Below are 25,695 nucleotides of genomic sequence, written 5' to 3'. Positions count from 1 at the left end.
ACCGGCCCCAGCCGGCAGCCCAGCGAATGGACCGAAACTCGTGCCATTCCCATTGCAGGCGCCACAGCACCCCGGTCACCTCCGGTACGCCACGACGCCTGGGATCACCGATCACCGAGCGCCGCTCACATGGACGGATGACGGGGCCGACCGGGCCCAACCACGGGGAGAACCAGCCCGGCCGGCCGGGCCGCAGGCCTGGTCGTACACCCGGCCGGCGGCCTAGATGCACCGTAAGAAGCTGACCGCGCCCGGAGAACCATGTTGGCCGGACGGAGTGGACGAATCGCCGTACCCTGTGGGAAACGTCCTGGACGTCCTCGGGAGGTGGGCTCTATGCCGAACGACGCTCTCCGCACCGCGCTCGCCGGTGCAAAGATGACGGAAGCCGATCTAGCGTCCGCTGTGGGCGTGGATGAGAAAACCGTCTCCCGCTGGGTAGCTAACGCCAGTCGGACGCCGCATCCGCGTCACCGGTACGCGGTCGCCGCCGCACTGGAGGTCGACGTGGAACACCTGTGGCCCGAGGTCGTACGGGCAGCCGTCAAGACCGGCTACGACCGGGAGATTGTCAGCGCCTACCCGCACCGGTCGCTCATCCCGCGCTCGCTCTGGCGTGACCAGATCGGCGGGGCGAAAGACCAGCTGTTTTTTGCCGGCTACACGAACTACTTCCTGTGGCTCGACCTGCCTGGCTTGCGTGGGGTGCTGCGCAAGCGCGCCGATGCCGGGGTGCGGGTGCGCTTCCTGGTCGGGGATCCGGACAGCCCGGTGACGGCCGAGCGGGAGCGGATCGAGGCCGTCCCGCTGACCGTCTCGACCCGGATCCGGGTGACGCTGGACGAGCTGGGCAAGCTTCGCGACCAAGCGCCGTCAATCGCGGGCCGCTACTCGGATCGGCACATCGCGCTGAGCGTGTTCCGGTTCGACTCGGACATGCTGGTGTGCACACACCTGGCTGACCAGATGGGCCACGACTCACCGACGATGCACCTGCGCCGCCGGCAGGACGGTGGGCTGTTCGACCGGTACGCCGCCCACGTCGAGCACTTGTGGGCGGGCGGTCGGGAGGTCTGAGTGGACGGCCCAACCTCGAGGGCTTCGAGACCGCCCTGGTGCTCGCCCGGCGAGATGCCACCGTCCTGCTGGCCGGGCTCAGCCCGGAGCGACTGACCGGCGCCGCGTACCCGATCGGTTGGTCGATCGCCCGACCGGCCTGACCGGCTGGTCCCACCGGGGCGCACCGGTCAGCCGGTGCGGGCCTGCGGCGTCGGGTCGACGACGCAGGCGGCGATCTGCCGTGGTCCCTCGGGCGTCACCACCGAGAGGGTCAGCAGGGTCGTACCGATGGGGCAGGTCGGGCCGGGCGGACCCGGCTCGCCCGTCGGCCCGGCGGGTCCCTCTGGACCGGCGGGACCCGCCGGCCCGTCCGGCCCGGTGGCGCCCGGCTCGCCGTTCGGGCCGATGGGGCCGGGAGCACCGGCCGGACCGGGATCGCCTGGCGGTCCGGGCTCGCCGGGCGGACCTGGGTCACCGGGTCTACCGTCCCGACCGGGCAGGCCCGGTGGCCCGGGTGGACCCTCCGGACCGGCCGGGCCCTGTGCACCACGCAGGTCGGCGGGGTCGACGACGCACTCGCCGCCGAGTTGGCGTACCTGCTGGCAGAGCTGTTCGGCGCCGGAGACGGCGGTCGCCGCCCGGCGCTGCTCCACGGCGGCCTGCCGGTCGAGCCGGGCCCAGGCCCAGCCGCCCGTCGCCGCGATCAACGCGGTCGCCACCACCACGATGACGAACCGACGTCGGATGCGCCGGTCCATCCGACGGCGGAAGATCTCCGTCTCCTCGGTCATGCCGCCCTACCTCCCATAGAGAGCCCGACGGTGGTGTTCGTACGGGCCTCCCCGCCGCGCCGAGACCTCGTCCGGGTCATGCCGAGCCGTTCGGGCGGTAGCGGTGCAACTCGCGTTCGACGAGGGCGAGCGCGTCCTCGGCGGCCCGCCGCGCCCGGCGGGCCTCGTCCACGGCCTGTTGCAGCCCTTCCGCCCGCTGTTCGGCCGCGTCGGTCCGGCGTGCGGCGTCGTCCGCGCGCTTCTCGGCCCGGTCGATCGCCTCCTGGTACTCCTTGCGATCGGCCCGGTTGGCATTGAGCAGGTACGCCACGATCATGACGAGCAGGCCCCCGACACCGACGGCACCGAAGCCGCCGGTGGAGAGGAGATTTGCCACTTCACCCACACGTCAGCTCGCCGGGCTGCCCAGTTTCGCCGCCAGCTCCGCCGCCCGGTCGCCGAACGCGGTCTTCAGGGCGGCCGCGACGCTGTCCATGTCGCGCTGGCCGAGCCCGGCCAGTACGCCGTCGACGATGGCCTTCTCGTCGGTCGTGTCCCGGCCGACGGCGTCGAGCAGGGCAGCCTGGTTGACGGTCAACTGCTGGACCCGGGCCAGCAACTGCTGGATTCCGGTGTCGGCCATCACCTTGGTCTTGGTACGGGTTGCGATCTTGTCGATCGTCGCGTCGTCCACGTCTTCCTCCGTCGGGTCTCCGAGCGCGATCGCCAAGATCCGCTCCATCACGCGTCTGTTGGCGCAGGAGCGCCGGTCGAGGGTCAGGTGCCAGTGCCACAGGTGGCTGGAATCGCTGCTCGCGGCCCGGTTCCGGACGTTGTCCCAGCCGTCGACGACCTTGTCGCCGTCGACGTTGCCGTAGAACTCGCGTACCTCTTCGAGATGGCCGGCGCGCAGGGCGGCGTAGAGCCGTTTGCACTGCGCGACCAGCTGGCCGGCCGACCCCGGCGTGAAGTCGACCCCGGCGATGTGTCGCTGTTGGACAGCGGTCAGCCCGGACTGCACCGTGTACGTCCGGGAGGTGCAGTACCGGGACTTGCGGATCCATTCCTGGGAGCGGTGGGCGCCGCGCAGGTGGTTGTGGTCACCCTTGGTACCGAAGGCGCCCCGGGGACGTTTGGTACGCCGGCACAGTTCGTCGCCGAGCCAGTCCAGCTCCGGGGTGATGATCTCCCGACCCCACCATGCTTCAGCCTGCAATTGCGCATAGGTCACCATCGGACCTGCCTATTGTGAATACTTCTATCAATTGGGGCGATTCAGATCAGTATTGATATTTGTCGTGAGTTACCAAGTTGCGGAAGAAACAGTCGTCAACCCGACAGTGTCGTACCGGGACACGCTCTGACCGGCGCGTTCACGAACGCCTGCCGGAGCGCGGGCGGGCGCATACCATCGGCTCCGATGCCACCGGCCGGGGAGCGCGGATGACCAGGTACCTGATCGTGGGCGGCGGGATCCTCGGGCTCGCGGTGGCGTACCGGCTGCGCACCGACCGGCCCCGGGACACGGTGACCGTGCTGGAGAAGGAGTCCGGCTGGGCCGCGCACCAGACCGGTCACAACTCGGGCGTGATCCACGCCGGGGTCTACTACAAGCCGGGGAGTCTCAAGGCGACGCTGTGCCGGGCCGGCAGTGCCTCGATGGTGCGGTTCTGCGCCGAGCAGGAGTTGCCGTACGAGGTCTGCGGCAAGCTGATCGTCGCCGCCGAGGCCGCCGAACTTCCCCGACTGCACGCACTGCACGAACGGGCGGTCGCCAACGGGTTGCCGGTCGCCCTGCTCAACGCGATCGAGGCGGCTGAGTACGAGCCGCACGTCGCCGCCGTCGCCGCGCTGCGGGTCGCCTCGACCGGGATCGTCGACTTCGGCGCGGTCTGCCGGCGGCTCGCCGAACTCCTCGCCGAAAGCGGTGCCGAGCTGCGCCGGAACACCAGGGTCACCGGGATCCACGGCCGGGCCGGCGGTGTGGTGGTGAGCACCAGTGCGGGCGAGGTGACCGGCGACGTACTGGTGAACTGCGCCGGGCTGCACGCCGACCGGATAGCCCGGCTGGCCGGCATCGACCCGCCGGCCCGGATCGTGCCGTTCCGGGGCGAGTACTACGAGCTGGTTCCCGAGCGGCGGAAGCTGGTGCGTGGACTGATCTATCCGGTGCCCGACCCGCAGTTCCCGTTCCTCGGCGTACACCTGACGCGCATGATCGACGGGACCGTGCACGCCGGCCCGAACGCGGTGCTCGCCACCGCGCGGGAGGGGTACTCGTGGCGCCGGTTCGATCCGCGCGACGTCTGGGAGCAGGTCGGCTACTCCGGCCTGTGGGCGCTGGCCCGCCGGCACTACCGGTACGGGCTGACCGAGGTGACCCGGTCACTGTCCCGGAAGCGGTTCGCGGCCAGCCTGGGGCGGCTGGTGCCGGAGCTGACCGAGGCCGACATCGTCCCGGCCGGCGCCGGGGTACGCGCCCAGGCCGTACGCCCGGACGGCGGCCTGGTGGACGACTTCCTGATCGTCGAGGCGGAGCGGCAGGTGCACGTGCTCAACGCGCCGTCCCCGGCCGCGACCAGCTCGTTCGAGATCGCCCGGCACATCGTCGACCGGCTTCCCGCCGACCGCTGACGGGCTGCCCGGCACCGGTCACCGCCCCACCGGTCGCCGAGTGCCCACTGGCCATCACCGTCCGTCACCGGATTGGGCGATGGTGATCGTCGACCCGTGCCGGTGACACTGGCCTAATGGACCGCCCCGGTGTCGCCATCCTGCTGGTCGGAGTGGCGTTCGGCCTGTTCGCGGGCACCGCGTACGCGGTGGCCCGGCGGGCCTGGGTGGACTACCGCAAGACCAGGGCCAGCCTGTCCGGGCTCCGGAAGACCGCGTGGACGGTGACCCGGATCGCCACCAGCCGTGCTGGCATCGTGCTGCTGATCTGCCTGGCCGCCGTCGGCTGGGCCGCCGTCGGCGGCGAACACTGACCGAAGTGGCCGGCGCAAGGCCGCCGGCGGTGCCGGCCGGGTGGGCTGCCGCTGCTCGCCGGTCCCGGTCTCGCCGAACGTCCCTCCGCTGTGCTGCCCCGCAGGACGGCCGTCGGGCCGGCTCGGCCGGGTCGACCGCCGGGGCTGCGTGATCTGGTCGCCATATCCTCGACCCGGCGGCCGACGCGGCACCGAACCCCCCGCTGCGGCGGGCGACGGCGGGACGGCGCCGGGTCAGGGCCGGCGTGGGCGGCGGGCCAGCAGGCCGCGCCGGGGGATGGTCCGGACGGGTTCGGTGGCGGCGCCGGCACGCCGGAGGATGTGGTTGGCGGCGAGTATCCCGGTCAGGGCGGCCCGCTCCAGCAGCGCGCTGGGCAACTCGGTGCGGATGCCGTCGCCGGCCAGATAGAGCCGGTCCGCGTCGGTGAGCACGCCGGGGCGGTCGGCCGAGCAGCTTGGCCGGAACGCCGGGGCCCGCCGCTCGACCCGGCAGCGCAGGTCGCGTACCGGCAGGCCGGCGACCTCCGGCCAGAGCCCGACCAGTTCGGCGTGCATCCGCCGGGCCAGCTCCGGCGCGGGTACGCCGTCCGGGCAGGCGTACGCGTGCAGCTCCAGCACCGCGCCGCCGGTCCGGGCGGCCCAGTCGCGCGCCTGCGCCTCCAGCCGGTGGTAGAGGGTCACCGAGTCCAGGGTGGGTTGCCGGGATACCCCGCTGAACACCGCCCGGTCGGCGGCGACGTCGCCGGCCAGCCAGTACCGGGCAACCGCGTACGGCGGGCCGGTGCCGAGCCGGGCCACCTGTCCGGCGAGTACGGGTGCCCGGGCGGCCAGCTCCGGCGAACCGGCCAGCAGCGCGGTCAGGGCCGGCGGGTCCACGGCCAGTACGAGGTCGCGGGCCCGGTGCTGAACCCCGGCGCAGGTCTCCAGCCGCCAGCCGTCGCCGTCGGGCAGCACCGCCGTCACCGGCCGCCCGAGGAGGATCCGGGCACCGTGCCGGTGCAGGTGACCGGCGAGCGGTCGCCAGATCGCCGACTCGTAGTCCCGGTCCGGTGCGTCGAAGCCGAGCCCCTCCGGGTTGCCGAGGAAATAGAAGTGGAAGTTGGCGATCAGTTCGGCGGCGGAGAGGTCCGCCTCGTGGTTGAAGAACGAGTGCGAGAAGACCTCGAAGAGCATCGCCCGGGCCCGGTCCGGCAACCGCAGCGCGTCGAGCAGCTCCTCGGCGGTGGTGTGGTCGAGTTCGGCGTACGTGCGTCGGGGGTGGTAGGCCAGCAGCGGCAGGGCCGACCGGCCGTCCAGCCGGCGCAGGTCCCGCAGCCGCAGGCTCGGACTGCGGGCCAGCAGCGCGAACAGGCTCCACGGCGGCCTCGCCGGCAGCCGGGCGAAGTCCTCGGCCGGCCAGTCGGCGTGCAGCACCGGATAGCCGGGTACCGGCCGGAGCAGGGTGAGCGCCGGATCGATCCGGCGCAGGATCGCGCGCAGGTTGTGGTACTGCCGGAAGAAGGCGTGGAAACCGTGGTCGACCGGTGCGACCGTGCCGTCGGTCAGCGTCTCGGGCCGGGTGTCCAGCCGGCCGCCGAGCCGGGGTCGGGCCTCCAGCACGGTGACCCGGACACCGCGCTCGGCGAGCACGACCGCCGCCGAGATCCCGGCGACGCCGCCACCCACCACCAGCGCGTCGGTGTCGTGCCGCACCCGCCGCGGGGACCGTCCCATCAGGACTGTCCGATCGGCGGAGGCGGCGGCCGGCAGCCCGGTGGGCGGTCGGAGGAGGGCCAGACGTACGGCAGCTCCGGCACCTCGCCGAAGATCGGTCCATAGTGCACCGGATCCTTGCGCAGCAGTGCCGAGCGGTGGCTCAGGTGCAGGTCCTCCCGGCCGATCCAGGGCGGCAGCTCACCGGCGGCGGCCAGCTCGTCCTGCCGGCGTACCCGGTTCAGGCCGCAGCCGGCGGCGAGGTCGGCGACGAGCGTGCCGGCGCAGGTGTCGGCCCGGCCGGTCGAGACCCACTCGGCGCAGACGTCCAGGCCGTACCGGACCAGCGCCTCCTCGTAGCCGGCCCACATCTTCACCGCCGGGTGGTGCCGCCAGCCGTAGCCGGGGCGGACCAGGCCGCGCAGCACCTGGATCGCCTCGACCCGCTGCTTGCCCAGCCGGCGCTGGTCCAGGCTCCGGGCGGTCTGCCCGAAGTCCGGATATGGCAGGAAGGTCTGCACCGGGGTGCACTACCCGTGACCGCAGCTTCCATTCTTCGACACGCTGGGTGATTGGGCTGCCTCGTCCGGTTTCCGGGCGGCTCCCGAGCACTGATCACAGTGACTACCATCCGGGCATGGCGGATCTCTGGCGGACCCGGGCCCGGCGCGCTTTCGAGACCCGGTTGCGGGACGGCCTGCGGACCAACGGGGACAACCGCCCGCACTACGTGGTGTGCGGCCAGGACGCCCTCGCGGTCCACCTCGTCAGCGAGTTGCTGGGCAACGATCCGCAGAGCAGCGGCGTACGGGTGACCGTGATCGTGCCGTATCGCCGCCGGCCGGACGGGCCGGACATCCGGTCGGTCCGGGGCGTCCGGGTGATCCAGTCGGACCGGCTCGACGAGGAGACGTTCAAGACGGCCGGGCTGGTCGGGGCGACCGGTCTGGCGCTGCTGCACCAGGACGACGTGGGCAACATCCACGCGGCCCTCTGCGCCCAGGAGGTCGAACCGGACCTCCGGGTGGTGCTGCGGATGTTCAACATGAGCCTCGGCAACGGCATCCGCCAGCTCTTCCCGAACAGCGCCGTACTCTCCGACGCCTCGATGGCCGCGCCCGCGTTCGTCGCGGCGGCGCTCGGCGAGGTCGCACCGTCGTACTTCCGGCACGGCGGCCGTACCCTCTTCGTCGCGCACCGCGCCGAGGTCCGGCCGGAGCAGGTGGTCTGCGGCCTGGCCGACACCCGGGACCCGCACCACCCGGTGGTGCTGCCCGCCGATCCGGCGGACGCCGACCTGGTACTCGCCGAGGCGGTCGGCCAGGTCGGCACCGAGCAGGCCACCCGGCGGCGGCTGTTGCGCACTCAGCGGCCGGGGCGGCGCCGCACCTCGGTACTGCTCCGGGCGGTGCGCTCGTTCGCCACCCGAAAGATCGGGATGGCCACCATCGCGGTGCTGATCGTGGTGGTGGTGCTCGGCTTCCTGCTCTCCTTCGCCGAGGACACCAGCATCGGAAACGCGATCTACCTGACGATGGTGACCACTATCGTCGGCGCCGATCCGGACACCGAGAAGGGCGCGGCGGCCCAGGTCCTCCAGGTGGTGCTGAACCTGGCCGGACTGGCGCTGATCCCGCTGATCACCGCTGCGGTGGTGGACGGGATCGTCAAGGCCCGGCTGGCGCTGGATGCCGGCCTGCTGCCGAGCGAGCGCAACGGGCACGTCGTGGTGGTCGGCCTGGGCAACGTCGGTACCCGGGTGATGTGGCAGCTCAACGACCTCGGCGTCGAGGTGGTCGCCATCGACAAGGACCCGGAGGCCCGGGGCGCGGCGGTCGCCCGGCGGCTGAACATCCCGCTGATCGTCGGGGACGCCGCCCGGGAGGAGACCCTGGACACCGCCTCGGTGGGTACCGCCCAGGCCCTGGTGGTGGTCTCCACCGACGACGTGACCAACCTCCAGGCGGCGCTGAACGCCCGGGCACTCCGGGCTGACCTGCGGGTGGTGCTGCGGCTCTTCGACGGCGACTTCGCGCAGCGGATCCAGAAGACCTTCCGGATCGGGGTGTCCCGCAGCGTCTCCTACCTCGCCGCGCCGTCGTTCTCGGCGGCCCTGCTCAACCGGGCGGTGATCGCGACCATCCCGGTGGCCCGGCACGCGCTGCTGGTCGCGGAGGTGCCGATCGCGCCCGGCGCGGCACTGGCCGGGCAGGAACTCCGGGTGGTCAGCCAGGCGGAGTGGGTCCGGGTGATCGCGCTGACCGGCGCCGGCCAGCGGCGCTCCGAGTGGTCCCCGCCGCCGGGGCACCAGCTCCGGCCCGGGGACGTGTTGACCGTGGTGGTCCGGCGGGCCGGACTGAACCGGCTGCTCAGAGAGGCGAGTACCCCGCTGCCACCGCCGCCGGAGCAGAGTGGGGGACCGGCGGGCAGGTCGGGTGAACCGGCGGGCCGGTCGTCGGACCCGAGCCGGCCCAGCCGGCGGACCGTACCCCGGCAGTCCGGCCAGCCGGGGCGGGCGGGCAGCCGGGGTCAGCCGGGTCGTCCGGCTCGGCGGAGCCAGCCGAGTCCGCCACCGGCCCGCCGGCCCGATCCCCCGCACTAGACCCCGGTGATCCTGAGGGTCAGCTCACCTCGATGCCGAGTACGGCTTGCTCGTCGGGGCGGTGCACCAGCTCGTCGGCGAGGAACGACTGCACGGCCGAGGCCAGCCCGACGTCCCGGCCGGCCCGTTCGGAGAGCCGCCAGCGGTGCTCGATGACCTGCACGAAGAGTTCGGCCGGTTCGAGCTTTCCGCGCAGGTGCGCCGGCACCGCCCGGACCACCGGTTCGAAGACCTCGGTCAGCCAGCGGTGCGCCGCCTGTTGCTCGTCGGTGAGGTCGCTCTCGGCCCGGTAGGTGTCCAGGTCGTTGAGGAGCCGCCGGGCCTGGTTCTCCTCGGCGTCCAGCCCGGTCAGCCGGAGCAGCCGGCGGCTGTGGTAGCCGGCGTCGACCACCTTGGGCCGGACCAGGTAGCGGCCGTTGTCCACCACCGACATCGCCACCTCGGCGACGTCGAAGCCGAGTTCGTTGAGCCGGCGGATCCGGCCCTCGATGTCGTGCCGGGCCTCCCGCTCGATCTGCTGCTCATAGGTGATCTCGTGCCACAGCCGCTGGTAGCGCTGGACCACCTCCTCGCAGACGACCTCCGGGTCGATCGAGGGGTGCAGCAGCCCGGCGGCCTCCAGGTCCAGCGCCTCGCCGAAGATGTTGACCCGGGCGATCTCCAGGTCCTCGTCCCGCTGCCCGTTGGAGAGCCGGGGGTGCAGCGCGCCGGTCTCGGCGTCGACCAGATAGGCGGCGAACGCACCGGCGTCCCGCCGGAACAGGGTGTTGGACAGCGAGCAGTCGCCCCAGAAGAAGCCGGTCAGGTGCATCCGGACGATCAGCGCGGCCAGCGCGTCGAGCAGCCGGTTCAGCGTCTCGGGACGCAGCGTGTGCGAGAAGAGCGCCCGGTAGGGAAGGGAGAACTGGAGGTGCCGGGTGATCAGCACCGGGTCGAGCGGCTCGCCCCGCTCGTCCTGCCGGTCGGCGACGATCGCGACCGCCTGCACGGACGGGAAGTCGATCCGCTCCAGCGAGCGGAGCAGGTCGTACTCCCGCTCGGCCACCCGTTCGCCGGTCTCCTTGACCGCGTACACGGTGCCGGCGAGGCGGACGAATCGCACGATATGCCGGGAAATTCCCTGAGGTAGCGCCACCAACTGGTCGGCGGGCCACTGCTCCAGCGGAGTCGACCAGGGAAGGTCGAGCAGCGCCGGGTCGACGAGGGCCGAGGTGATCCGCACGGCACCAAGCATGCCGGTCCGGGCCGCCGCGCGCCGCCTCACGTGTGCGGGCACACATCGCCGGCCGTCACGGCGCGTCAGTGGACGGAAACCGGCCGGCCGCCGTCCTGCGCCGGCTTTGGAGCGCCGGCCCGGTAGCGTGGTCGGGTATGCGGGAGACCACGACGGTACGCCGACCGCTGCGGCTGCGCCCCGTCCGCCCGGCCGGCTGGTGGCTGGACGGCGTACTGGTCGCGGCGGTGGTCGCGTTGACCGGCGCGCTCGCCGCCGGCCAGTTGCTCGGGCTCGACCTGGCGGTGCGGGACTGGGTCGACGCGCACCGGCCGGGGCCGGCGTACTGGGTGGCCCGGGTCTTCAACTCGCTGGGCCAGGGCGGCTGGTTCCTGATGCCGATCGCGTTCGGGCTGGCGGTGCTGGTCGGCTGGCGTACCCGGTCGGTCCGACCGCTGCTGGTGCCGATCGGCGCGTTCGTGCTGACCTCGTTCACCATCGGCCCGCTGAAGCTGTGGCTGGACCGGGGCTATCCGCACAACTTCGCGCTGGCGCACCCGGAGGAGCTGTTCAGCGACCCGGCGAACGGCACGGCGTACCCGTCGGGGCATGTGGCGAACGCCATCGTCTGGTACGCGGCGATCGCGCTGCTGCTCGGCGCGCTGCTGCGTACGCTCGGCCGGCCCGACGCCCCGCCCAGGCTGTACGCCGTGATCCGGCTGGCGCCCCCGGTCATCGTCTTCTGCACCACCACCTACCTGGGCTGGCACTGGATCACCGACTCGGTCGCCGGGCTGCTGCTCGGGCTCTTCCTCGGCCGGCTGCTCGGCCGGGTGCCGTGGGACGACGTACCGCTGCCGGCCCTGCCCGGTGGGGTGCATCGACGCGGAGTGTTCACCGACGACCTCTAGGTTGTTCCCACTTTCGCCGCGCTGGCCGGTTTCGCCGTGCCCGCCGTCGGCCCCGGCCAATACCCCCGAACCGGTCGCCTGGAGGACACCGATATGTCTGGCGAGCGTGATACCACCCAGTCATCATGATGACTCGGTGGTATCACCGCCGCATCGCAGATGCCGGGCCGCCGGCGGCCGCCGCGCACGGTGCGGCCACGTCTACCCCCTGGGGCGCCGCACCGCGGACTTCGCCCGGAGCCAGGGCATACCCTCCTGGTACGAGGCCAGTGATGCTACTGACGGGTGACGCGGATGCAGACCTCTGTCTCCTAACGTCAGGCGCATGAAGAAGGCTCTCGCCGCCGTCGGAATCCTGTTCGGGCTCTATCTGATCGTTCGTGCCGTTGCCGAGCCGTTCGTGATCGACATGACCGATCCCGCCAGCTACCGGCAGGACTGGGGCGGGCCGAGCCTGGCCGGGGTACTCCTGGTCCACTGTGGTCCCGGCCTCGTCTCCGCAGTGCTGATCGGGCTGGCTGCGCGTTCGTGGCGGCGACGCCGGGCGGCAGCCGGGCGGAGTCGGGACGGCGAGTGAGTCAGGGCCCGGTGGCGTCGGGTACGGGCCTGCCGTGGGCGGCGACCAGACGAATGTCGCGCTTCATCGTGCCGCCTCGCCCTCGGCGATTCCGGCGAGTTGCTTGGTGACCGACCCCCAGCCCTCGGCGAAGCCGAGTTCCTCGTGGCGGGCGCGGGCGGCGGGATCGCCGTGCCGGAGCAGGACCCGGTATTCCGTGCCGTCTGGATGATCGGTCAGGGTGATCTCGGCGGTCATCGGGACCGGGGCCGGGTTTCTCGGCCGCCACTCGCTGTCGATCGCGTTCGTGAAGACGATCCGCTCCAGTTCGTCGACGACGAGGAAGCTCGCGTCCAGGTGCGGGACGAACTCCGCCCCGTCGTCGCTCATCCGGGTCACCAGCCCGCCACCGGGCCGGACCTCCAGGCGGTCGACGCGGCACAGGGTCGGAGCGGGCAGCCACCACTTCTCGAAGCGGGACGGATCGGTCCAGGCACGCCACACGACGGCGCGAGGGGCGCGGATGATCCGCTGCAGGGCGAGGTCAAGGTCGGGGTTCATCGTGGTTCTCCTCCGGGTCGGTGACCAGCCGTTCGAGGCGGTCGGTGCGCTCCTCCCAGATCTGGCGCTGCTCGGCCAGCCAGTCGTCGAGAAGGGCGAGGCGTTCGCGGTTGAGCACGCAGGTGCGTACCCGACCGGACTTGACCGTGCGGATCAGGCCGTTGGTCTCGAGCGTCCGCACATGCTTCATGAACGAGGGAAGGGTCATCGGGAACTCGCGGGCGAGGTCGCCGACGCTCGTCGGACCACGGCCGAGGCGTCGGATGACGTCGCGCCGGGTCGGGTCGGCCAGGGCGACGAACACACCGTCGAGCTGGGCCGAATACTGTGCCATGCGGCTAAGTATTGCCTGCCGAAACACTTAGTGCAAGGGCAAAGTATTCGGAGGACCGACTCTTGCGTGCCCGGCCGTCGCGCGCCAGAGTTTAGCCATGCAGACTCAACTAGATCCCGAGATGTGGCTCCAGTCCTTCGCCGTCCTGGCATTGCGTGTCAACAAACTGTTGACTAGCTCGACCGGCGGAACGGTGCTCATCTACCGTGGTCCCGCCGAGTGGAGCGCCCAGGTCGAGGCCGAACAATCGAGGCCACCCGCCGAGCTGATCGAGGACTGCGCACACCTGCTGCGCGAGATGCCCTTCGTCGGGAGCCGGGCGGCCCACCTGTCCGGTCAGCTCCGCGCGATGCGGGCGATGGTCGGCGGAGCGGACGGCGCGTGTCCGCCGCTGGAGGAGTACGCCAGGCAGTGCCTCGGTGTGGCGGCCACCTGGCAGCCGGAGACGGTTTTCGCGGTGGCGCACGACCAGCTCGACGCCGCCCTGCCCGCCGGAGGGTCACTGGCAGCCCGCCTGCACCGCTGGCAGCGGACGCACGCCCTGCCGCCGGACCGCTCGGACCGGCTGCCGGAGCTGGTGCACCGCGCCATCGCCGAAACCCGTGCCCGCACCGAGGCGATCGTGCCGCTGCCCGCGGACACCGCCGTCGAGTGCGTCCTGGACCCTGGCCCGCACCGGGGTCATTACCAGGGCGGACGGCGAGCGACGCTCTACATCTGCGACAGCGTCCCGGTCAACCTCGCCGACCTGCTGTACGTCGTCGCGCACGAGGGGTTCCCGGGGCACATCGCCGAGTCCATGCTGAAGGAGATCCACCTGGTCGAGGGGGCCGGCCTTCTGGAGCATCAGGTCCGGTTCATGATCTCGCCGTCCTTCGTGCTGAGCGAAGGGCTCGGGCTGCACGCGCAGGGGATCGTCTTTCCCGGCGACGAGGCACAGCGGTGGCTGACCGACAACGTCCTGCGCCCACTTGGGATCGGCCCGGACGGCAGCGACTTCGCCGCGATCCACGCCGCCCGGAACGCGCTCTGGGGCGCCTGGGGCAACGCCGCGTTCCTCGCGGCCGAGGGACGCCCGGACGCGGAGATCATCGACTATCTGGCCCGTTGGGCCCTGGTCACCGACGCGGAGGCGAGGTGGGCCGTGGACTTCGTCCGTGCCCCCGGGATGAACGTCTACGTCCTCGGTTACTACCACGGCTGGCGACTGCTGCGGCGGTGGCTCGACCACCCCGAGCGGGCCGCCCGGGTGCGCCGCCTGCTCACCGAGCCGGTACTCCTGACCGAGCTGGACGACGACCCGGACCGGCAGTGACACGGCCTCGGGGACGCCGCCCGGCTGGTCCGCCCCGGCGCGGGCGGTTCCCCGTTACCGGGTGGTGGTGATCCCGCCGCCGCAGGGCGCCCCGGGCTCGATCGCGGCGGTCTGCCGGTAGGCGGAGATGAACGCGGCGATCGCGTCGTCGTCGGCGTCGTCGACGGTGAGCTGGTAGCCCCAGGCCTGGAGCGAGATCGGTGCCGACTGGCCCGGGTACGGGCTCAGCATCATGTGCGACAGCCCGCGTACCCGGTCGATGAGCTTGCCCACATCGGACGCCGGCAGGCCCGGCCGGTACGTGATCCACACCGCGCCGTGTTCCAGGCTGTGTACGGCGTTGCCGTCCTCGATCGGCGCGGTGTAGACGTCGCCGTTGCAGTTCTGCCACCGCTGGAAGTGCGGTCCGCCGGCCGGCGGGGTCATCGGGTAGCTCACCGGCTCCTCGACGTGGTCCGGCGAGAGCGCCCCCGGGTTCGTCTCCCGATAGTTGATCACCTCGGAGAGGTCCCCGCCGCTGCCGCCGTCCCGCTGCTGGTACCAGAGGAACGCGCCCACCCCGCAGACGAGGAGCAGCAGCAGTGCCACCCCGCCGGCCACGATCCCGATGATCAGCCCGGTACGCGGCCCCGCCTTCGCGGCCGGCGCCGGCTGGCCGTCCTGGTACGGGTACCCCGGCTGTCCGTACCCGGGTGGCGGGAGAGGCGGTTGGCCGGGCTGCGGGCCGGAAGGCTGGCCGTACCCGGGCTGGGGTGCTGCGTAGCCCTGCTGCGGCACCGGCGGCGTGCCGTAATCCGGGGGGCCAGCGAGCGGCGGCCCGTAGCCGGGCTGCGGCTGCTGCGCCGGCCCGTAGCCGGGCTGCGCGGGTGCCGGTGCTGGCGGATATCCGGGCTGCGGGGAAACAGGCGGTGGTGCGTAACCGGGGTGCGGGGGCAGCGGTCCCGGTGGCGGACTGGGTTGCTGCGGCTGCGGCGGTTCCGGGTTGCCCATGTCTGTCTACGCCTCCCGGCCGGGGGTGGGAATCCGATCGTACCGAGGCGGGATCGGCAGGCGGTCCGGCGGTGGACACGCCGCGTGGGCGCGAGCCGCACCTGTGCGGGGCGGGACGAGCGACGGGTTCGCGGACTACACGACCTCGTCTGAATCGTCACGGCTTGTCCGATGAGGAGTGGGAGGTACTGGAGTCCCTGTTTCCCTCCACGACGCCGCGGTCTTCACGTCGCATGTCCCCGCCGACGGGGGTTCCGGCACCGAGGCCGTAACGCAGGAGCACAGCGCCCTTGGCCGAGGTGACGGGTGGCTCGAGGAGCGTCAGGTTGGCAGGCACCGCACCGCCGTCGAACACCTTCTTTCCGACGCCGAGCACGATGGGGAAAATCCACAGGGTGAGCCGGTCGAAGAGGCGCTCGTGCAGGAGGGTCTGCACCAGGTTCAGGCTTCCGATCACGTGGACGTGCTCGTGCTTGTCGCGCAGCTCACGCACGGCGCCCACCAGGTCGGGTCCCAGCCGCGTCGAGCCCGCCCAGTCCAGATCGGGGTTGCCTCGCGAGGCGACGTACTTCGGGATGCTGTTGAACAGCGTGGCGATCCCGCCATCGACGCCGTCGACCTGGTTCGGCCAGAACGCGGCGAAGATGTCGTAGGTCTTGCGACCCAGGAGCAGGGCGTCCATGCCCTGCATGCCGGCGGTGACGTACCGGCCGACCGTCTCGTCGAACAAGGGCGCCTGCCATCCCCCGAACGGAAAGCCGTCGGGATCCTCCTCGGGATCACCCGGCGCTTGGCCAACCAGGTCGAGCGTCGCGAACAGGTCGATGTGGAGCGTGCCCATGATGTCATCCTCCTTGTGCTCTGGCCTGTGTTCCGGCACGGGCCCTCTCGCATTCCGCCACCAGGGCGGCGCCGACCCACCCGTACTCGAGCAGCGGCAGGCCGTTCGCGTCGAGCGCCCGTACCTGCCTGGTGAACGGGGGAAGGGTCATCGGGAACTCGCCGGTGACGTCGCCGACGCTTGTCAGGCCACATACTGTGCCAATCGGCTAAGTATTGTTCGCCGACACACTTAGCGCAAGGGCAAAGTATGTTCCGCTACCGGGTGGTGGGGGTTTCACCGCCACAGGGCATCCCGGGTTCGATCGGGGCGGTCGCGCTCGGCGTCCTGCTCCACATGCTGGCCCGGCGCCGCCGGATCGTCACGGCAACGCCAGAGCAGCAGCGCTGGACCGAGGGGCAGGGTTGGGCCGGATGGTGCCCAGCCCTTCCTCCGGGACGCTAGGCGACCTCGGTTGTCGGCGTCGCCCTCGCCCGTACGGAGTCGAGAATCGTGATGATCCGGTCGACGTCCTCGGAAGCGAAGAGGGTCTCCGGGCCACGGGGTGCGACTCCGGTGAACGGGGACTCGTAGAGATGCTCGGGCTTCATCACGCCGTTCGCGGTCAGGTCGCCGATCATCAGGTTGACGAAGTCGAGTTGGGCGGCGTTCAGCGTACGGCCGGTGAGGAACTCGCCGAACGCCTCCCGGGCCGCTTCCCGGTCGAGCCCGACCAGGCCACGGATGAAGAGTCCGAGGCCCTCGGCGGCCCGCCGCGCCTGCTCGATGTCCTGCTTGTCGCCGACACCGCTCTCGGCGAGCATCCGCTCCAGCTCGGCGAGGTCGGTGCTGGTGAGCTGCCGGTTGCGCCGCAGCTTCCGCAGGGCGACGTGATCGGAGTGGGCGTGCAGGTAGACGCGTACCTTTTCGCGGAACCGCTCCCGGTCGGTGCCGACGCTCACGCCGACGAACTCCAGTTCGGTGACGCTGTCGAGTTGGTCGGCGAAGTCGGTGTAGATGATGGTCCGCTTCGCCTTCGGCACCAGCCGGACGAGGTTGCGGATACGTCGTCGGGCGAGTTCCAGCATCGTCAGCGTGACGTCCTGCCACCACTCGTCGGAGGCCACCTCGTCGAGCAGCCGAATCTCGGCGCGGATGGCCGGGATGGTCGTCTGTTCCAGCAGCGCGGACGCGATCTCCTGCACGTCGGCGCGGAGCTTGGCGAAGTGCCGGCCAGAGCCGGTGATCAGGTCGTGCTGGAGCCGCAGGATGACCAGGTCGAACCGCTTGGCCTCTTCGCCGTCGTCGGAGACCTCGCTCGGCAGGCCGGCCAGTTCGCGGGTGAGCTGGTCGGCCGCTTCCGGGGTGAGGTTGTGCCAGTTGGCGGGGTTGCCGAAGAACTCGACGATGCGGCGGTGCGGGCGTACGACGATGTTGTCCAGGCGCATGGCGCGGACCCGGCTGTGCAGGTCGCGGGCCAGATCCCGGCGGAGGCCGGCCTCGCTGCGCGTGCCGTCGGTGTCGTCGGCCGGCTTATCGGCGGTGCTGAGGCGTTGGTCGAGCTGGCTGACCAGCTCGACCTTGGCCTTGAAGAGCCGTTCGGTCAGGGACGGGCTGACCGAGCCCTGGGTGGTGGTGGGGTTCTGGCCGAAATACTCGAAGTTGCCGCAGAAGTCGAAGACGAAGAAGTCCTTCTTGTCGACGCCGGGGGCGTACAGATCCGGCCGGAGCCGGGTGCCCCGGCCGAGCATTTGCCAGAACTTCGTCTTCGACCGGACGATCTTGAAGAAGACGAGGTTGACCACCTCGGGTACGTCGATGCCGGTGTCCAGCATGTCGACCGAGATCGCGATGTGCGGGGTCCGTTCCGGGATCGAGAACGTGTCGATGAGACCCTGGTTGCCCTCGATCTGATGGGTAATCATCCGGGCGAAGTCGCCCTTGTAGTGCGGGAAGTTGGCGTCGAAGCGCTGGGCGATGAACTTCGCGTGATTGTTGTTCTTGGCGAAGATGATCGTCTTGCCGATCCGGTCCCCACCGGCGACCTTGTGCCCCCGGGTCATCAGGTATTCGAGGACCTTGTCGACGGTGTCGGCGTTGAAGAACCAGGTGTTGACCGCCTCCGGGTCGACCCCGTCGGGGACCTCGCCGTCCTCGTCGCCCCACTCCAACTCGTCCCAGCGGTCCTTCTCCGCCGGGCTGAGGTCGTCGTAGCGCAGCCCTTTGCGCTGGATGCGCAGGTCGACGGCGACGACGTTCGGCGGCACGAGCCAGCCCTCACCGACCGCCTCCTCCAGGTCGTACGCATCGGTGGGGACGCGGTCCTCCAGGTCGAAGAGGCTGTAGGTGTTCCGGTCCACCTCGTCCTTCGGAGTGGCGGTCAACCCGACCAGCAGTGAGTCGAAGTAGCCGAAGATGGCGCGGTACTTCTGGTAGACCGACCGGTGCGCCTCGTCGATCACCACCAGGTCGAAGTAGCCCGGCCCGAAGCGGCGCAGGTCGCCGTCGGTCTGGTTGATCAGGCCCATCATCGTCGGGTACGTCGAGACGTAGACCCGGCCCTCGGTCACCTTGTCTTCGACCAGGTTAACTGTGGTCGCGTCGGGCAGGTGCGCCTTGAACGCGTTGGTGGCCTGCTTGACCAGCGCCTTCCGGTCGGCGAGGAAGAGCACCCGCTTGACCCAGTTGGCCCGCATCATCAGTTCGACCAGGGCGATGACGGTGCGGGTCTTGCCGGCCCCGGTCGCCATCACCACCAGCGCCTTGCGCTGTCGGTCCTGCTCGAAGGTCTCCGCGATCCGCCGAATGGCCCGCTGCTGGTAGGGCCGCTCGACGATCTCGGAATTGATCGGCAGCTCGCCGAGCTGCCGACGAGTGGACCGGCGCTGCACCAGCAGTTGCAGCTCCTCCTTGGTGTAGAAGCCCTGGACCTGCCGCGGCGGATAGGCGGCGTCGTCCCAGAGCCAGATCTCGTATCCGTTGGTGTAGAAGATGACGGGACGCTGGCCGAACTTGGCTTCGAGCGCGTCGGCGTAGAGCCTGGCCTGCTGCTGGCCGCTGATCGGGTCACGCCGGGTCCGCTTCGCCTCGATGACGGCGAGCGGCTTGTCGTCCTCGCCCCAGAGCACGTAGTCGGCCCGGCCGCTGCCGGAGCCGCCGGGCAGGCCGGTGACCGGGTACTCGCGGTCTCGTCGCTGGTCGAGCCGCCAGCCGGCCTCGGCGAGCAACAGGTCGATGTAGAGGTCGCGGGTCTGCTTCTCGTCGTAGTCGTGGGTGTCCGGCCGGCGCTCGTTGGCGGCCTTCGCCGCCGCAATCTGCTTGCGCAGCTCGGCGATCTCGGCGTCCAGATCGACCTTTGCCGTCTCCGCCTTGGCCAGCGCCTCGTCCTGGGCGGCGAGCCGGTCGTTGAGCGCCTGCATCTCGGCCCGGGTCTGGGCCCGGACGTCCGTCGGGCGGGGGATCAGCGAGGTGTCGAAGGTGAGCGCGCTGGGCGGCATCGCCGCCGGGTCGCGGGTGTAGTGCCGGGCGATCCAGTACGTCACATGGAACAGCTCGCGGACGGCGGCGACGGCTTCCGGGGCGGCTACCGCACGGACCTCGTGTACGGCCTTGTTCCCCAACCGCCGAATGACCTGCATTTTTGTGATGATCGGGGGACCGACCAGGGTCTGCATGGTCGGCGCGGTGATCATTTTGTCCAGCGTTGGTTTGTGCGGCAGCCGCAGGGTGTTGTCGGCACGATAGAGCCACTTCACGGCGTGTTCCAGGCACCGCCGGGCATAGAAGCAGGTCGCTCGTGTGTCGGCGTAGACGTTGCGTTCGGCCTGCCGCGCCTCCGTGAACAGCTCGGGCCACTCGGTGTGTAGGAACGCGAAGTTGCTCATCGAAGATGATCTCCCCGTCAGGTGGACAGCCCTCGATGATGACACATCACAGCTCCCCGCGGAAAGCCCGATCTTGCAACGACGCGAACAGCTCGTCCAGCGCCCGAAGTGCCGACAGTCGGTCCACCTTGAGCTTCTCAAGGAATTGCACCCGTCTAGAGAATTCCCTTTGCAGGTGAATTGGTGGGACAGGAATCTCAAGACTTCGACAGGCGGGCAGCGATAAGTGTTTGACCGTTGACCCAGAACCCCCACGCAGGAATTGGCGACGTAAGAACGAGCTTCTGAAGCATGCCGAAAAATACTCCGGTGTTGCCTTCTGCGGATCTACTCGGTAGAGCATCAAGCGCTGACCCAGGAACACGCTTTCGTTGGAGTCTAGGATCCCGGATTCCCCCACTGGTGCTTCTCGAGTAAGGACCACGTCACCTCGCCGAGGAGTCGCTCGTCGGTTCCAGCGTCGGAAGACCTCTTCGGTTACGTATCGGCAGTTTTCCAGGCTGACCTTTCCGGCCCTGACATTGCTTGTCCTTATCATCTTGAAGGGAGTCGGATTGTCAACCGTGGGGGCGGTCCTATTCACGCAGTCGACTATCAAACAACATACAGTCTCCACCCCTTCAACTGGCCATCCGAGCGGATTTCTGGTCAGGTCACCGAACATGTCAAGAAAAGTAGATTGGGTGAGTTCATCGAGGCGAGAGAGGCTCTCAATGTGCGTGGCCCGCAGTTCGTCCGCCCGATCCAGTACCTCCGCAATCCTGCGCTGCTCCTCTACTTCGGGGAGTCGTATTTCGAGGTCGGCCACGAATGCTTCGGGAACTCGGCGCTGGCCACCACTTCCCGTCATCCTGCGCTCTCCTAGCTCACGGATGCGTTGTTGGCGCAAAAAGTGCAGGATGTAGCGGGCGCTGGCGCGAGCACGGTCAGGTCGTATGACATGAAACTCCGTGGACCCAACGCCAAACCTTCGGCGGATTCTAGCTTGCGCAATTTTGCCGTTCTCGAAACATGGTGTGATCTTGGCGAATAATATGTCTCCGTCTTCGAAATAGGTGTACCCCTTCTTGACCTCACCGAACGGCCTGTCCTCGCCTTCCGATGTTGTGCCATTTTCGGCGTTCACAGCTGCCATGGGAAGGAAAGAGATCGCCTCGTCGTCGCTGGGTCGCTTCTTTGCTCTTGGATTAATAAGGCAGGCATCGCGCAGCTTTGACACCTCGACCTCGCTCATCCGATCATCGCCTTCAGCGTCGACAAGCTTTGCTTGATCTCGCCTTCGAGTCGTTCAAGGTCGGCTAGGATTTCCAATGGTGGGCGGTGTTCGGCCTCCTCGTGAACGACCTCCTTATAGCGGTTAAGACTAAGGTCATAGTCTTGAGTGACGATGTCGCCCTTCGACACGCAAAAACTCTGCTCGCTCCGTGCCTGACTCAGCTCCGCACTGTCTCGTTTCGGCCAACGAGCCAGAATGTCTGGCAGGTTATTCCTGGCGTGTTCCGCCTCGTCTAAGTCGGTCGATGGCCTCGCCCCAAGTTTTTCGACTGACATGAGAGGAGTACGTTTGTCGTCTAGGCTCCAGCCGTCGGCCGCCACGTCGTAGAACCAGACGTTCTCCGTCCCGCCGCTGTTGGTCTTGGTAAAGAATAGAATCGCAGTCGATACTCCGGCGTATGGTTTGAAGACCCCTCCGGGAAGCTTGACCACTGCGTCGAGCTTATGGTCGTCGACGAGCATCCGGCGAAGTTCCTTGTGTGCCTTGGATGAGCCGAAAAGTACTCCGTCGGGTACGATCACCGCTGCCTGGCCGCCGGGCTTGAGTAGGCGCAGAATGAGTACCAGGAACAGTAACTCGGTCTTCTTGGTCCTGACTACCTGGAGCAAATCCCTCGCTGTGCTCTCGTAGTCAAGGCTCCCGGCGAACGGTGGATTGGCCAAAATAACCGAGTACTTCTCGGCCTCATCGCTGACACTTTGCGCGAGCGAGTCACGGTATTCGATGACCGGGTGCTCGACCCCGTGTAGCAGCATGTTCATGCTGCCGACTCGGAGCATGGTGCTATCGAAGTCGAAGCCGTGGAACATGTCGTGATGGAAGTGGTGGTTGCGCTTGGGGTCGTGGAAGGCGTCAGGGTGCTCGCGCCGGATGTATTCACTCGCCTCCATCAAAAAGCCGGCCGTGCCGCAAGCCGGGTCACAGATGGTGTCGTCCGGTCCGGGACCGATCATCTCGACCATGAGCCGGATGATGTGTCGCGGAGTCCGAAACTGTCCATTGTGGCCGGCTATGGCAATCTTGCTGAGCATGTATTCGTACAGGTCACCCTTGGTGTCCCGGTCGTCCATCGACACGCCGTCGAGCATGTCGACCACCCGCGACAACAGGGCGGCGTTGGGGACGGTGAACCGGGCGTCCTTCATGTGAGTTGAGTAGGTGGAGCCGTCACCGCCGAGCGTGCGTAGGAACGGGAAGACGTGCTGCCCGACGATCTCGAACATCTCACCCGGCTCGGCATGCTTGAAGTGCGACCAGCGCAGCTCCTTGTATGACCTGCCCTGCGGATCGGTGCCGTCCGGGTAGAGCGGGCGCTCGATCGGCTTGCCCGTTCGCATGGCCTTGTTCTCGGCGAGCGTGTGCAGGTCATCCAACCGTCGGATGAAGAGCAGGTAGGTGATCTGCTCGATCACCTCAAGCGGGTTCGAGATGCCGCCCGACCAGAACGCGTCCCAGATCCGGTCGATCCGGCTCTTCAGCTCACCAGTGATCACTTAGCTACTTCCCCAGGTCTTCGGCACATGAAGGACGTTCGGGTTCGTAGGGTACGGCGTTCTGTCTATGGATGAAATCGGGTGTTGAGGTCCGGCGAGCCGTACCTGGAGCCGAGGAAGTCCGGCTGCTGAGTTACCGCCCGTTGGCCGAGGGCTGACGGGGCGTGTCTACTTCGGTATGGTCGGCGGCACCAGCATCGCCGGAAGGATCCGCATGGCCCGCGTCATCGTTCCAGTTGGCTTCAGCCTTGGACCGCAACACAGGTACGTGCGCCCGGCCGACCCGGAGCCCGAGTCGTGGGAGGTCCACCTCGGCGGGGACATGGTGGACCTGAACGATGCCGAGATCGGCGTCTACGGCGCGGCCTTCCTCGACGTCGAAGGCCACTCGAATCTGCGGGTGAACCGTGACTGGCTGGTCCAATCGTTGCTGACGGCGCCGAAGCCGCAGGCAGATGCCGAGGGTCTGGTGACCGGGCTGCTTGAGCGCGGACTGCTGCTGGAGTTTGACCCCGAGGGTCCGCTGGAGGAGGTGTTTCGGCGCTACCGGCTCTTCCCAACGGCTGAGGGAATGGGCACCACGCCTGAGGAGCCCGAGTACCACCGGATGGGCCATCACAACAAGGCCCTGGTCGCCGTGCACAACACCACGTACACGATGTGGGCGTTCTCGTTCCTGCACCCCAACCTCTGGACCGCGTGCGAGTATCTAGCAGCCGTGGACGAGGGCGAGGAACCATCTGGCCTCACCGCATCGCAGGTCGCGCGCGAGGTGGCGCTGAACCTACCGATGATGATCGCCACGCAGTGCGCCTTCCTTGATCCTGTCGTAGACCTGTGAACTACCGCCGCCGGCACAACCAACGCCAGGAGCGAGAGTCCTCCTTTCTGCGGAACTGGAAGTTTGAGACGCCGAAGGAAACACTCGGGAAGTTGGTCGAGTGGGCAGGCGGAGCACTTGGTCTGATTGCCGGGGGTGCTGCGGCCAGGCGTGGGGTACCGCTGCCGCCAACGGTGGTCTCGGGGGCCGGCGCCGTACTCGGCGTGGCGTTGGGCGCTGTCGCGAAGGCAGCGGTGAACGCGGGCTTCGACACGCTCAAGAGCCGTACCTCGCGTCGGGACGCCCCGCAGTCGCCCACCGGGGTCAACGGTCCGCCAGCCCAGCAGCCTGTCCGTCTCGGTTCGGTGCCGGGACAGCGGACGGGGAGGCGTGGACCGCAGTTGGGGCGGAGGAGCCGGGGTGACGGAGGGAGCAGCGCGAACGTAAGCACTGGCAGTCTCATCGCTGAGATGGAACAAATCATCGCGATGATCGAGCGCAATCATCGGGAGCTGACCGGCGTGATCGACGGCATCCGCAACAACCACGCCTGGCTGATGACGGTGCTCGCGGGAGCCAGCCCTACCCTCCTGCAACGGATCAACGGGCAGTCGAGCGCGGCACGCGCAGCGGTGGAAGAGGCGTGCACGCTGCTGCGGTTGTCGCGGGACAACCTCCGGGGCTACTTGAGGACGATCTGAGCTGTCCGGACCTAAGCCAGTGGAGGGTTCTCTGCCACGAAGGTTCCCTTGCCTTGATGGCCTTCGACAAGGCCACGCTCACGAAGGATTCGCAGCGCGTTCTGGGCGGTGGTCACGCTGATCTTGAACTGGTCGGCAAGCTGGGCGTAGGTGGGAAGCTTGTCTCCCGGCGCCAGTTCACCAGCGCGGATCTGCGCGGTGATCGCGTCGATGACACGTTGATAGTCGGCAGGTCGGTTGGGCATGGTTGGGCACTCCTCGCTCGGCCCATCCATCTCACCATGTGAGTTTGTTACCTACAACATCGTAGGTGTCTAGGCTGCCTAAGATCGCTGCGGCATCTACTCATCCGGCTTGACCGTGCACAGGTTGTCACTTCGGTCTCCGAAGTTCATTGACTTAGACGTCTAACTTGCCTAACGTTTCCTCTGTGGAACTCCTCGCTCGGCGGCCTGGTGTTCCGCCTCCCCCGGGTTGTACGACCCGGAAACGTGTCGGGGTGGCCATCGGGCCACCGAGCGGTGACCCGAACCTGACCTAGTGGTTCGGGCTGCCCCGGCACGCCAATCACATCTCGTGGAAGGGGCCCAGGTGACAGTGATGGAAGTGGCCGGCACACCCGTGACCGACCGGAGTACCTACCTCGAACTCCTTCGAGAACTGGCCAGGAGTGACGCGGAGGCGTACCGCCAGCGCTGTGCGGAGCTGGACGAGCAGGGCTGGGGTGAGCTGGGGCTGGTGGTCGGGGCCGGGTTCTTCCTGGCGACCCGAAGGCACTTGGCGGCCTTCTCGGACCAGGCGGCGATCATCCAGTTCGTCGCCGATACCCGGGTCGAGATCGTGCGCACCGGGTTCGACCTTGACCCGAAGGTTGCTGAGAGCCTGATCGGGAGCGCGACGACCGGCGACATCAGCGAGGGGGAGCAGTTCGATCCCAATCTCGTCATCGAGGTGGAGATGCTGCTCCTCTGGAGCCTACTCAAGTGGGTGTCGGAGGACGAGCTGTCGCGGTTCCTGGCCGATGTCGGCTCGCTGTCGCAGCAGTGGGCCGCCGACGCACCCACCGGAGGTGTGCGGTGACGGTCCCGGAACCGAGGACGGCGGACGCGACACCACAGGACGTACCAGTGGATACCCCGGAGGCGAGTGCGGCGTGGGCGGCGGAACAGGTCGCGGGTGAGCTGCGGGAGGCGTACCTGACTGTCTCGGCCGCCGCCGCGTTGCTGGAGCGGACCGGGGCCGGCTCGGCGCACCCGGAGCTGCGGCGGGCCCGCCGCTGCACCGAGGACGCGCTCGATCTGGCCAACCACGCGGAGCAGTTGCTCGGCGGCGGCATCCGGCGCGTACACGAACGCTTCGGCCGGGATGACATGACCAGTATCGGGCAGGTCGCCGGAATGCTGACCGTGTCGCAGACCCAGTTTGCCGAGGCGGCCGAGCGGATCGCCGAGCTGCCCGACCGGCTGCGCGGCGCCGGGCAGTGGCTCCGGGACGCGGGCGACCCTGACTTTTCCACCGACACCGTGACCGAGCAGTGGTCGCAGGCTGCCGAGCAACTCGGCCTGATGACGGCCAGCCTGACTGAGGCGGCCGGCGCGCTGGCCTCGTACACCGATCGGCTGACCGGCGCGACCAGCTAGAGCCTCTTCCGGCGCTGTGGGGGCACGGCGTCCGGAAGTGGGAAAGGGCCCGGGGCGGATGCCGGGCTCCG

The 25,695-nt window shown here is 69.1% G+C and carries 25 protein-coding genes; 11 read left to right on the top strand and 14 right to left on the bottom strand.

Annotated elements, in window-relative coordinates; genetic code table 11:
• The first annotated feature begins 411 nt into the window (after window positions 1-411).
• Window positions 412-1,077 (top strand): XRE family transcriptional regulator, encoded by a 666-nt coding sequence (locus AAH979_RS30550; protein WP_346261599.1) that lies wholly within the window; start codon window positions 412-414, stop codon window positions 1,075-1,077.
• A 170-nt stretch (window positions 1,078-1,247) separates the two neighbouring features.
• Here AAH979_RS30550 and AAH979_RS30545 read toward each other — a convergent pair whose 3' ends face one another.
• The 3 genes from AAH979_RS30545 to AAH979_RS30535 all read right to left on the bottom strand — a co-directional run bounded on the left by AAH979_RS30545 (window position 1,248) and on the right by AAH979_RS30535 (window position 3,063).
• Window positions 1,248-1,850, bottom strand: a complete 603-nt coding sequence (locus AAH979_RS30545) for a hypothetical protein (RefSeq protein WP_346261598.1) — start codon at window positions 1,848-1,850, stop codon at window positions 1,248-1,250.
• A 76-nt stretch (window positions 1,851-1,926) separates the two neighbouring features.
• The gene (locus tag AAH979_RS30540; protein WP_346261597.1) at window positions 1,927-2,226 is read right to left on the bottom strand and encodes a hypothetical protein; all 300 of its coding nucleotides are present in this window, start codon (window positions 2,224-2,226) and stop codon (window positions 1,927-1,929) included.
• Window positions 2,227-2,238: 12 nt separating this feature from the next.
• Window positions 2,239-3,063 (bottom strand): hypothetical protein, encoded by an 825-nt coding sequence (locus AAH979_RS30535; protein WP_346261596.1) that lies wholly within the window; start codon window positions 3,061-3,063, stop codon window positions 2,239-2,241.
• A gap of 209 nt (window positions 3,064-3,272) precedes the next feature.
• On the opposite strand from AAH979_RS30535, the gene lhgO reads away from it, so the two are divergent.
• Window positions 3,273-4,463: an L-2-hydroxyglutarate oxidase gene (gene lhgO, locus AAH979_RS30530; protein WP_346261595.1), complete on the top strand. Its 1,191-nt coding sequence runs from the start codon at window positions 3,273-3,275 to the stop codon at window positions 4,461-4,463.
• A 116-nt stretch (window positions 4,464-4,579) separates the two neighbouring features.
• Window positions 4,580-4,816, top strand: a complete 237-nt coding sequence (locus AAH979_RS30525; RefSeq protein WP_346261594.1) for a hypothetical protein — start codon at window positions 4,580-4,582, stop codon at window positions 4,814-4,816.
• A 234-nt stretch (window positions 4,817-5,050) separates the two neighbouring features.
• Here the strand turns inward: AAH979_RS30525 and AAH979_RS30520 are convergent, their stop codons facing one another.
• Window positions 5,051-6,529, bottom strand: a complete 1,479-nt coding sequence (locus tag AAH979_RS30520) for an FAD-dependent oxidoreductase (RefSeq protein WP_346261593.1) — start codon at window positions 6,527-6,529, stop codon at window positions 5,051-5,053.
• Complete coding sequence (locus AAH979_RS30515) at window positions 6,529-7,029, bottom strand: MSMEG_6728 family protein (protein ID WP_346261592.1); 501 nt, start codon at window positions 7,027-7,029, stop codon at window positions 6,529-6,531. The genes AAH979_RS30520 and AAH979_RS30515 overlap by 1 nt, the downstream gene beginning before the upstream one ends.
• Window positions 7,030-7,145: 116 nt before the next feature.
• Here AAH979_RS30515 and AAH979_RS30510 point away from each other — a divergent pair, with 116 nt between their 5' ends.
• Window positions 7,146-9,110, top strand: a complete 1,965-nt coding sequence (locus AAH979_RS30510; protein ID WP_346261591.1) for an NAD-binding protein — start codon at window positions 7,146-7,148, stop codon at window positions 9,108-9,110.
• Between the two features lie 19 nt (window positions 9,111-9,129).
• On the opposite strand, the gene AAH979_RS30505 is transcribed toward AAH979_RS30510, so the two are convergent.
• Window positions 9,130-10,344, bottom strand: a complete 1,215-nt coding sequence (locus AAH979_RS30505) for a DUF4032 domain-containing protein (protein WP_346261635.1) — start codon at window positions 10,342-10,344, stop codon at window positions 9,130-9,132.
• Between the two features lie 137 nt (window positions 10,345-10,481).
• Here AAH979_RS30505 and AAH979_RS30500 point away from each other — a divergent pair, with 137 nt between their 5' ends.
• Together AAH979_RS30500 and AAH979_RS30495 are read left to right on the top strand one after the other, a co-directional pair.
• The gene (locus tag AAH979_RS30500) at window positions 10,482-11,234 is read left to right on the top strand and encodes a phosphatase PAP2 family protein (RefSeq protein WP_346261590.1); all 753 of its coding nucleotides are present in this window, start codon (window positions 10,482-10,484) and stop codon (window positions 11,232-11,234) included.
• Between the two features lie 325 nt (window positions 11,235-11,559).
• Entirely contained in the window at window positions 11,560-11,811 is a 252-nt protein-coding gene (locus tag AAH979_RS30495; protein WP_346261589.1) for a hypothetical protein, read from the top strand.
• Between the two features lie 63 nt (window positions 11,812-11,874).
• On the opposite strand, the gene AAH979_RS30490 is transcribed toward AAH979_RS30495, so the two are convergent.
• Both AAH979_RS30490 and AAH979_RS30485 read right to left on the bottom strand, forming a co-directional pair.
• Window positions 11,875-12,351, bottom strand: a complete 477-nt coding sequence (locus AAH979_RS30490; RefSeq protein WP_346261588.1) for an SRPBCC domain-containing protein — start codon at window positions 12,349-12,351, stop codon at window positions 11,875-11,877.
• A complete protein-coding gene (locus AAH979_RS30485) occupies window positions 12,335-12,685 on the bottom strand; it encodes a metalloregulator ArsR/SmtB family transcription factor (RefSeq protein ID WP_346261587.1) in 351 nt (116 codons plus the stop codon). Before AAH979_RS30485 ends, AAH979_RS30490 begins: the two co-directional genes overlap by 17 nt.
• A gap of 169 nt (window positions 12,686-12,854) precedes the next feature.
• Between AAH979_RS30485 and AAH979_RS30480 the strand changes: the two genes are divergently transcribed.
• Complete coding sequence (locus tag AAH979_RS30480) at window positions 12,855-14,000, top strand: hypothetical protein (RefSeq protein ID WP_346261586.1); 1,146 nt, start codon at window positions 12,855-12,857, stop codon at window positions 13,998-14,000.
• Window positions 14,001-14,054: 54 nt separating this feature from the next.
• Here AAH979_RS30480 and AAH979_RS30475 read toward each other — a convergent pair whose 3' ends face one another.
• The 5 genes from AAH979_RS30475 to AAH979_RS30455 all read right to left on the bottom strand — a co-directional run bounded on the left by AAH979_RS30475 (window position 14,055) and on the right by AAH979_RS30455 (window position 22,463).
• Window positions 14,055-14,600 carry a DUF3105 domain-containing protein gene (locus AAH979_RS30475; RefSeq protein WP_346261585.1) on the bottom strand — a complete coding sequence of 182 codons (546 nt, stop codon included), beginning with the start codon at window positions 14,598-14,600 and terminating at the stop codon, window positions 14,055-14,057.
• A 547-nt stretch (window positions 14,601-15,147) separates the two neighbouring features.
• Window positions 15,148-15,831, bottom strand: coding sequence for a dihydrofolate reductase family protein (locus tag AAH979_RS30470; protein WP_346261584.1), 684 nt, complete (start codon window positions 15,829-15,831; stop codon window positions 15,148-15,150).
• Between the two features lie 440 nt (window positions 15,832-16,271).
• Window positions 16,272-19,694 (bottom strand): DEAD/DEAH box helicase family protein, encoded by a 3,423-nt coding sequence (locus tag AAH979_RS30465; RefSeq protein ID WP_346261583.1) that lies wholly within the window; start codon window positions 19,692-19,694, stop codon window positions 16,272-16,274.
• Window positions 19,695-19,740: 46 nt separating this feature from the next.
• A complete protein-coding gene (locus AAH979_RS30460; protein WP_346261582.1) occupies window positions 19,741-20,928 on the bottom strand; it encodes a restriction endonuclease subunit S in 1,188 nt (395 codons plus the stop codon).
• Window positions 20,925-22,463, bottom strand: coding sequence for a class I SAM-dependent DNA methyltransferase (locus AAH979_RS30455; RefSeq protein ID WP_346261581.1), 1,539 nt, complete (start codon window positions 22,461-22,463; stop codon window positions 20,925-20,927). Before AAH979_RS30455 ends, AAH979_RS30460 begins: the two co-directional genes overlap by 4 nt.
• 214 nt (window positions 22,464-22,677) lie before the next feature.
• On the opposite strand from AAH979_RS30455, the gene AAH979_RS30450 reads away from it, so the two are divergent.
• Together AAH979_RS30450 and AAH979_RS30445 are read left to right on the top strand one after the other, a co-directional pair.
• Window positions 22,678-23,304 carry a hypothetical protein gene (locus AAH979_RS30450; RefSeq protein WP_346261580.1) on the top strand — a complete coding sequence of 209 codons (627 nt, stop codon included), beginning with the start codon at window positions 22,678-22,680 and terminating at the stop codon, window positions 23,302-23,304.
• A 449-nt stretch (window positions 23,305-23,753) separates the two neighbouring features.
• Entirely contained in the window at window positions 23,754-23,984 is a 231-nt protein-coding gene (locus tag AAH979_RS30445; RefSeq protein WP_346261579.1) for a hypothetical protein, read from the top strand.
• A gap of 11 nt (window positions 23,985-23,995) precedes the next feature.
• Here AAH979_RS30445 and AAH979_RS30440 read toward each other — a convergent pair whose 3' ends face one another.
• Complete coding sequence (locus AAH979_RS30440; protein WP_346261578.1) at window positions 23,996-24,229, bottom strand: winged helix-turn-helix domain-containing protein; 234 nt, start codon at window positions 24,227-24,229, stop codon at window positions 23,996-23,998.
• Between the two features lie 346 nt (window positions 24,230-24,575).
• On the opposite strand from AAH979_RS30440, the gene AAH979_RS30435 reads away from it, so the two are divergent.
• Both AAH979_RS30435 and AAH979_RS30430 read left to right on the top strand, forming a co-directional pair.
• The gene (locus tag AAH979_RS30435) at window positions 24,576-25,064 is read left to right on the top strand and encodes a hypothetical protein (protein WP_346261577.1); all 489 of its coding nucleotides are present in this window, start codon (window positions 24,576-24,578) and stop codon (window positions 25,062-25,064) included.
• Window positions 25,061-25,624: a hypothetical protein gene (locus AAH979_RS30430; protein ID WP_346261576.1), complete on the top strand. Its 564-nt coding sequence runs from the start codon at window positions 25,061-25,063 to the stop codon at window positions 25,622-25,624. The genes AAH979_RS30435 and AAH979_RS30430 overlap by 4 nt, the downstream gene beginning before the upstream one ends.
• Window positions 25,625-25,695: the final 71 nt, after the last annotated feature.

The organism is Plantactinospora sp. ZYX-F-223, assembly GCF_039649625.1.
Taxonomy (GTDB): domain Bacteria; phylum Actinomycetota; class Actinomycetes; order Mycobacteriales; family Micromonosporaceae; genus Plantactinospora.
The sequence above is the reverse complement of the archived record's forward strand: the minus strand, read 5'-3'. Positions and strand labels throughout refer to the sequence as shown.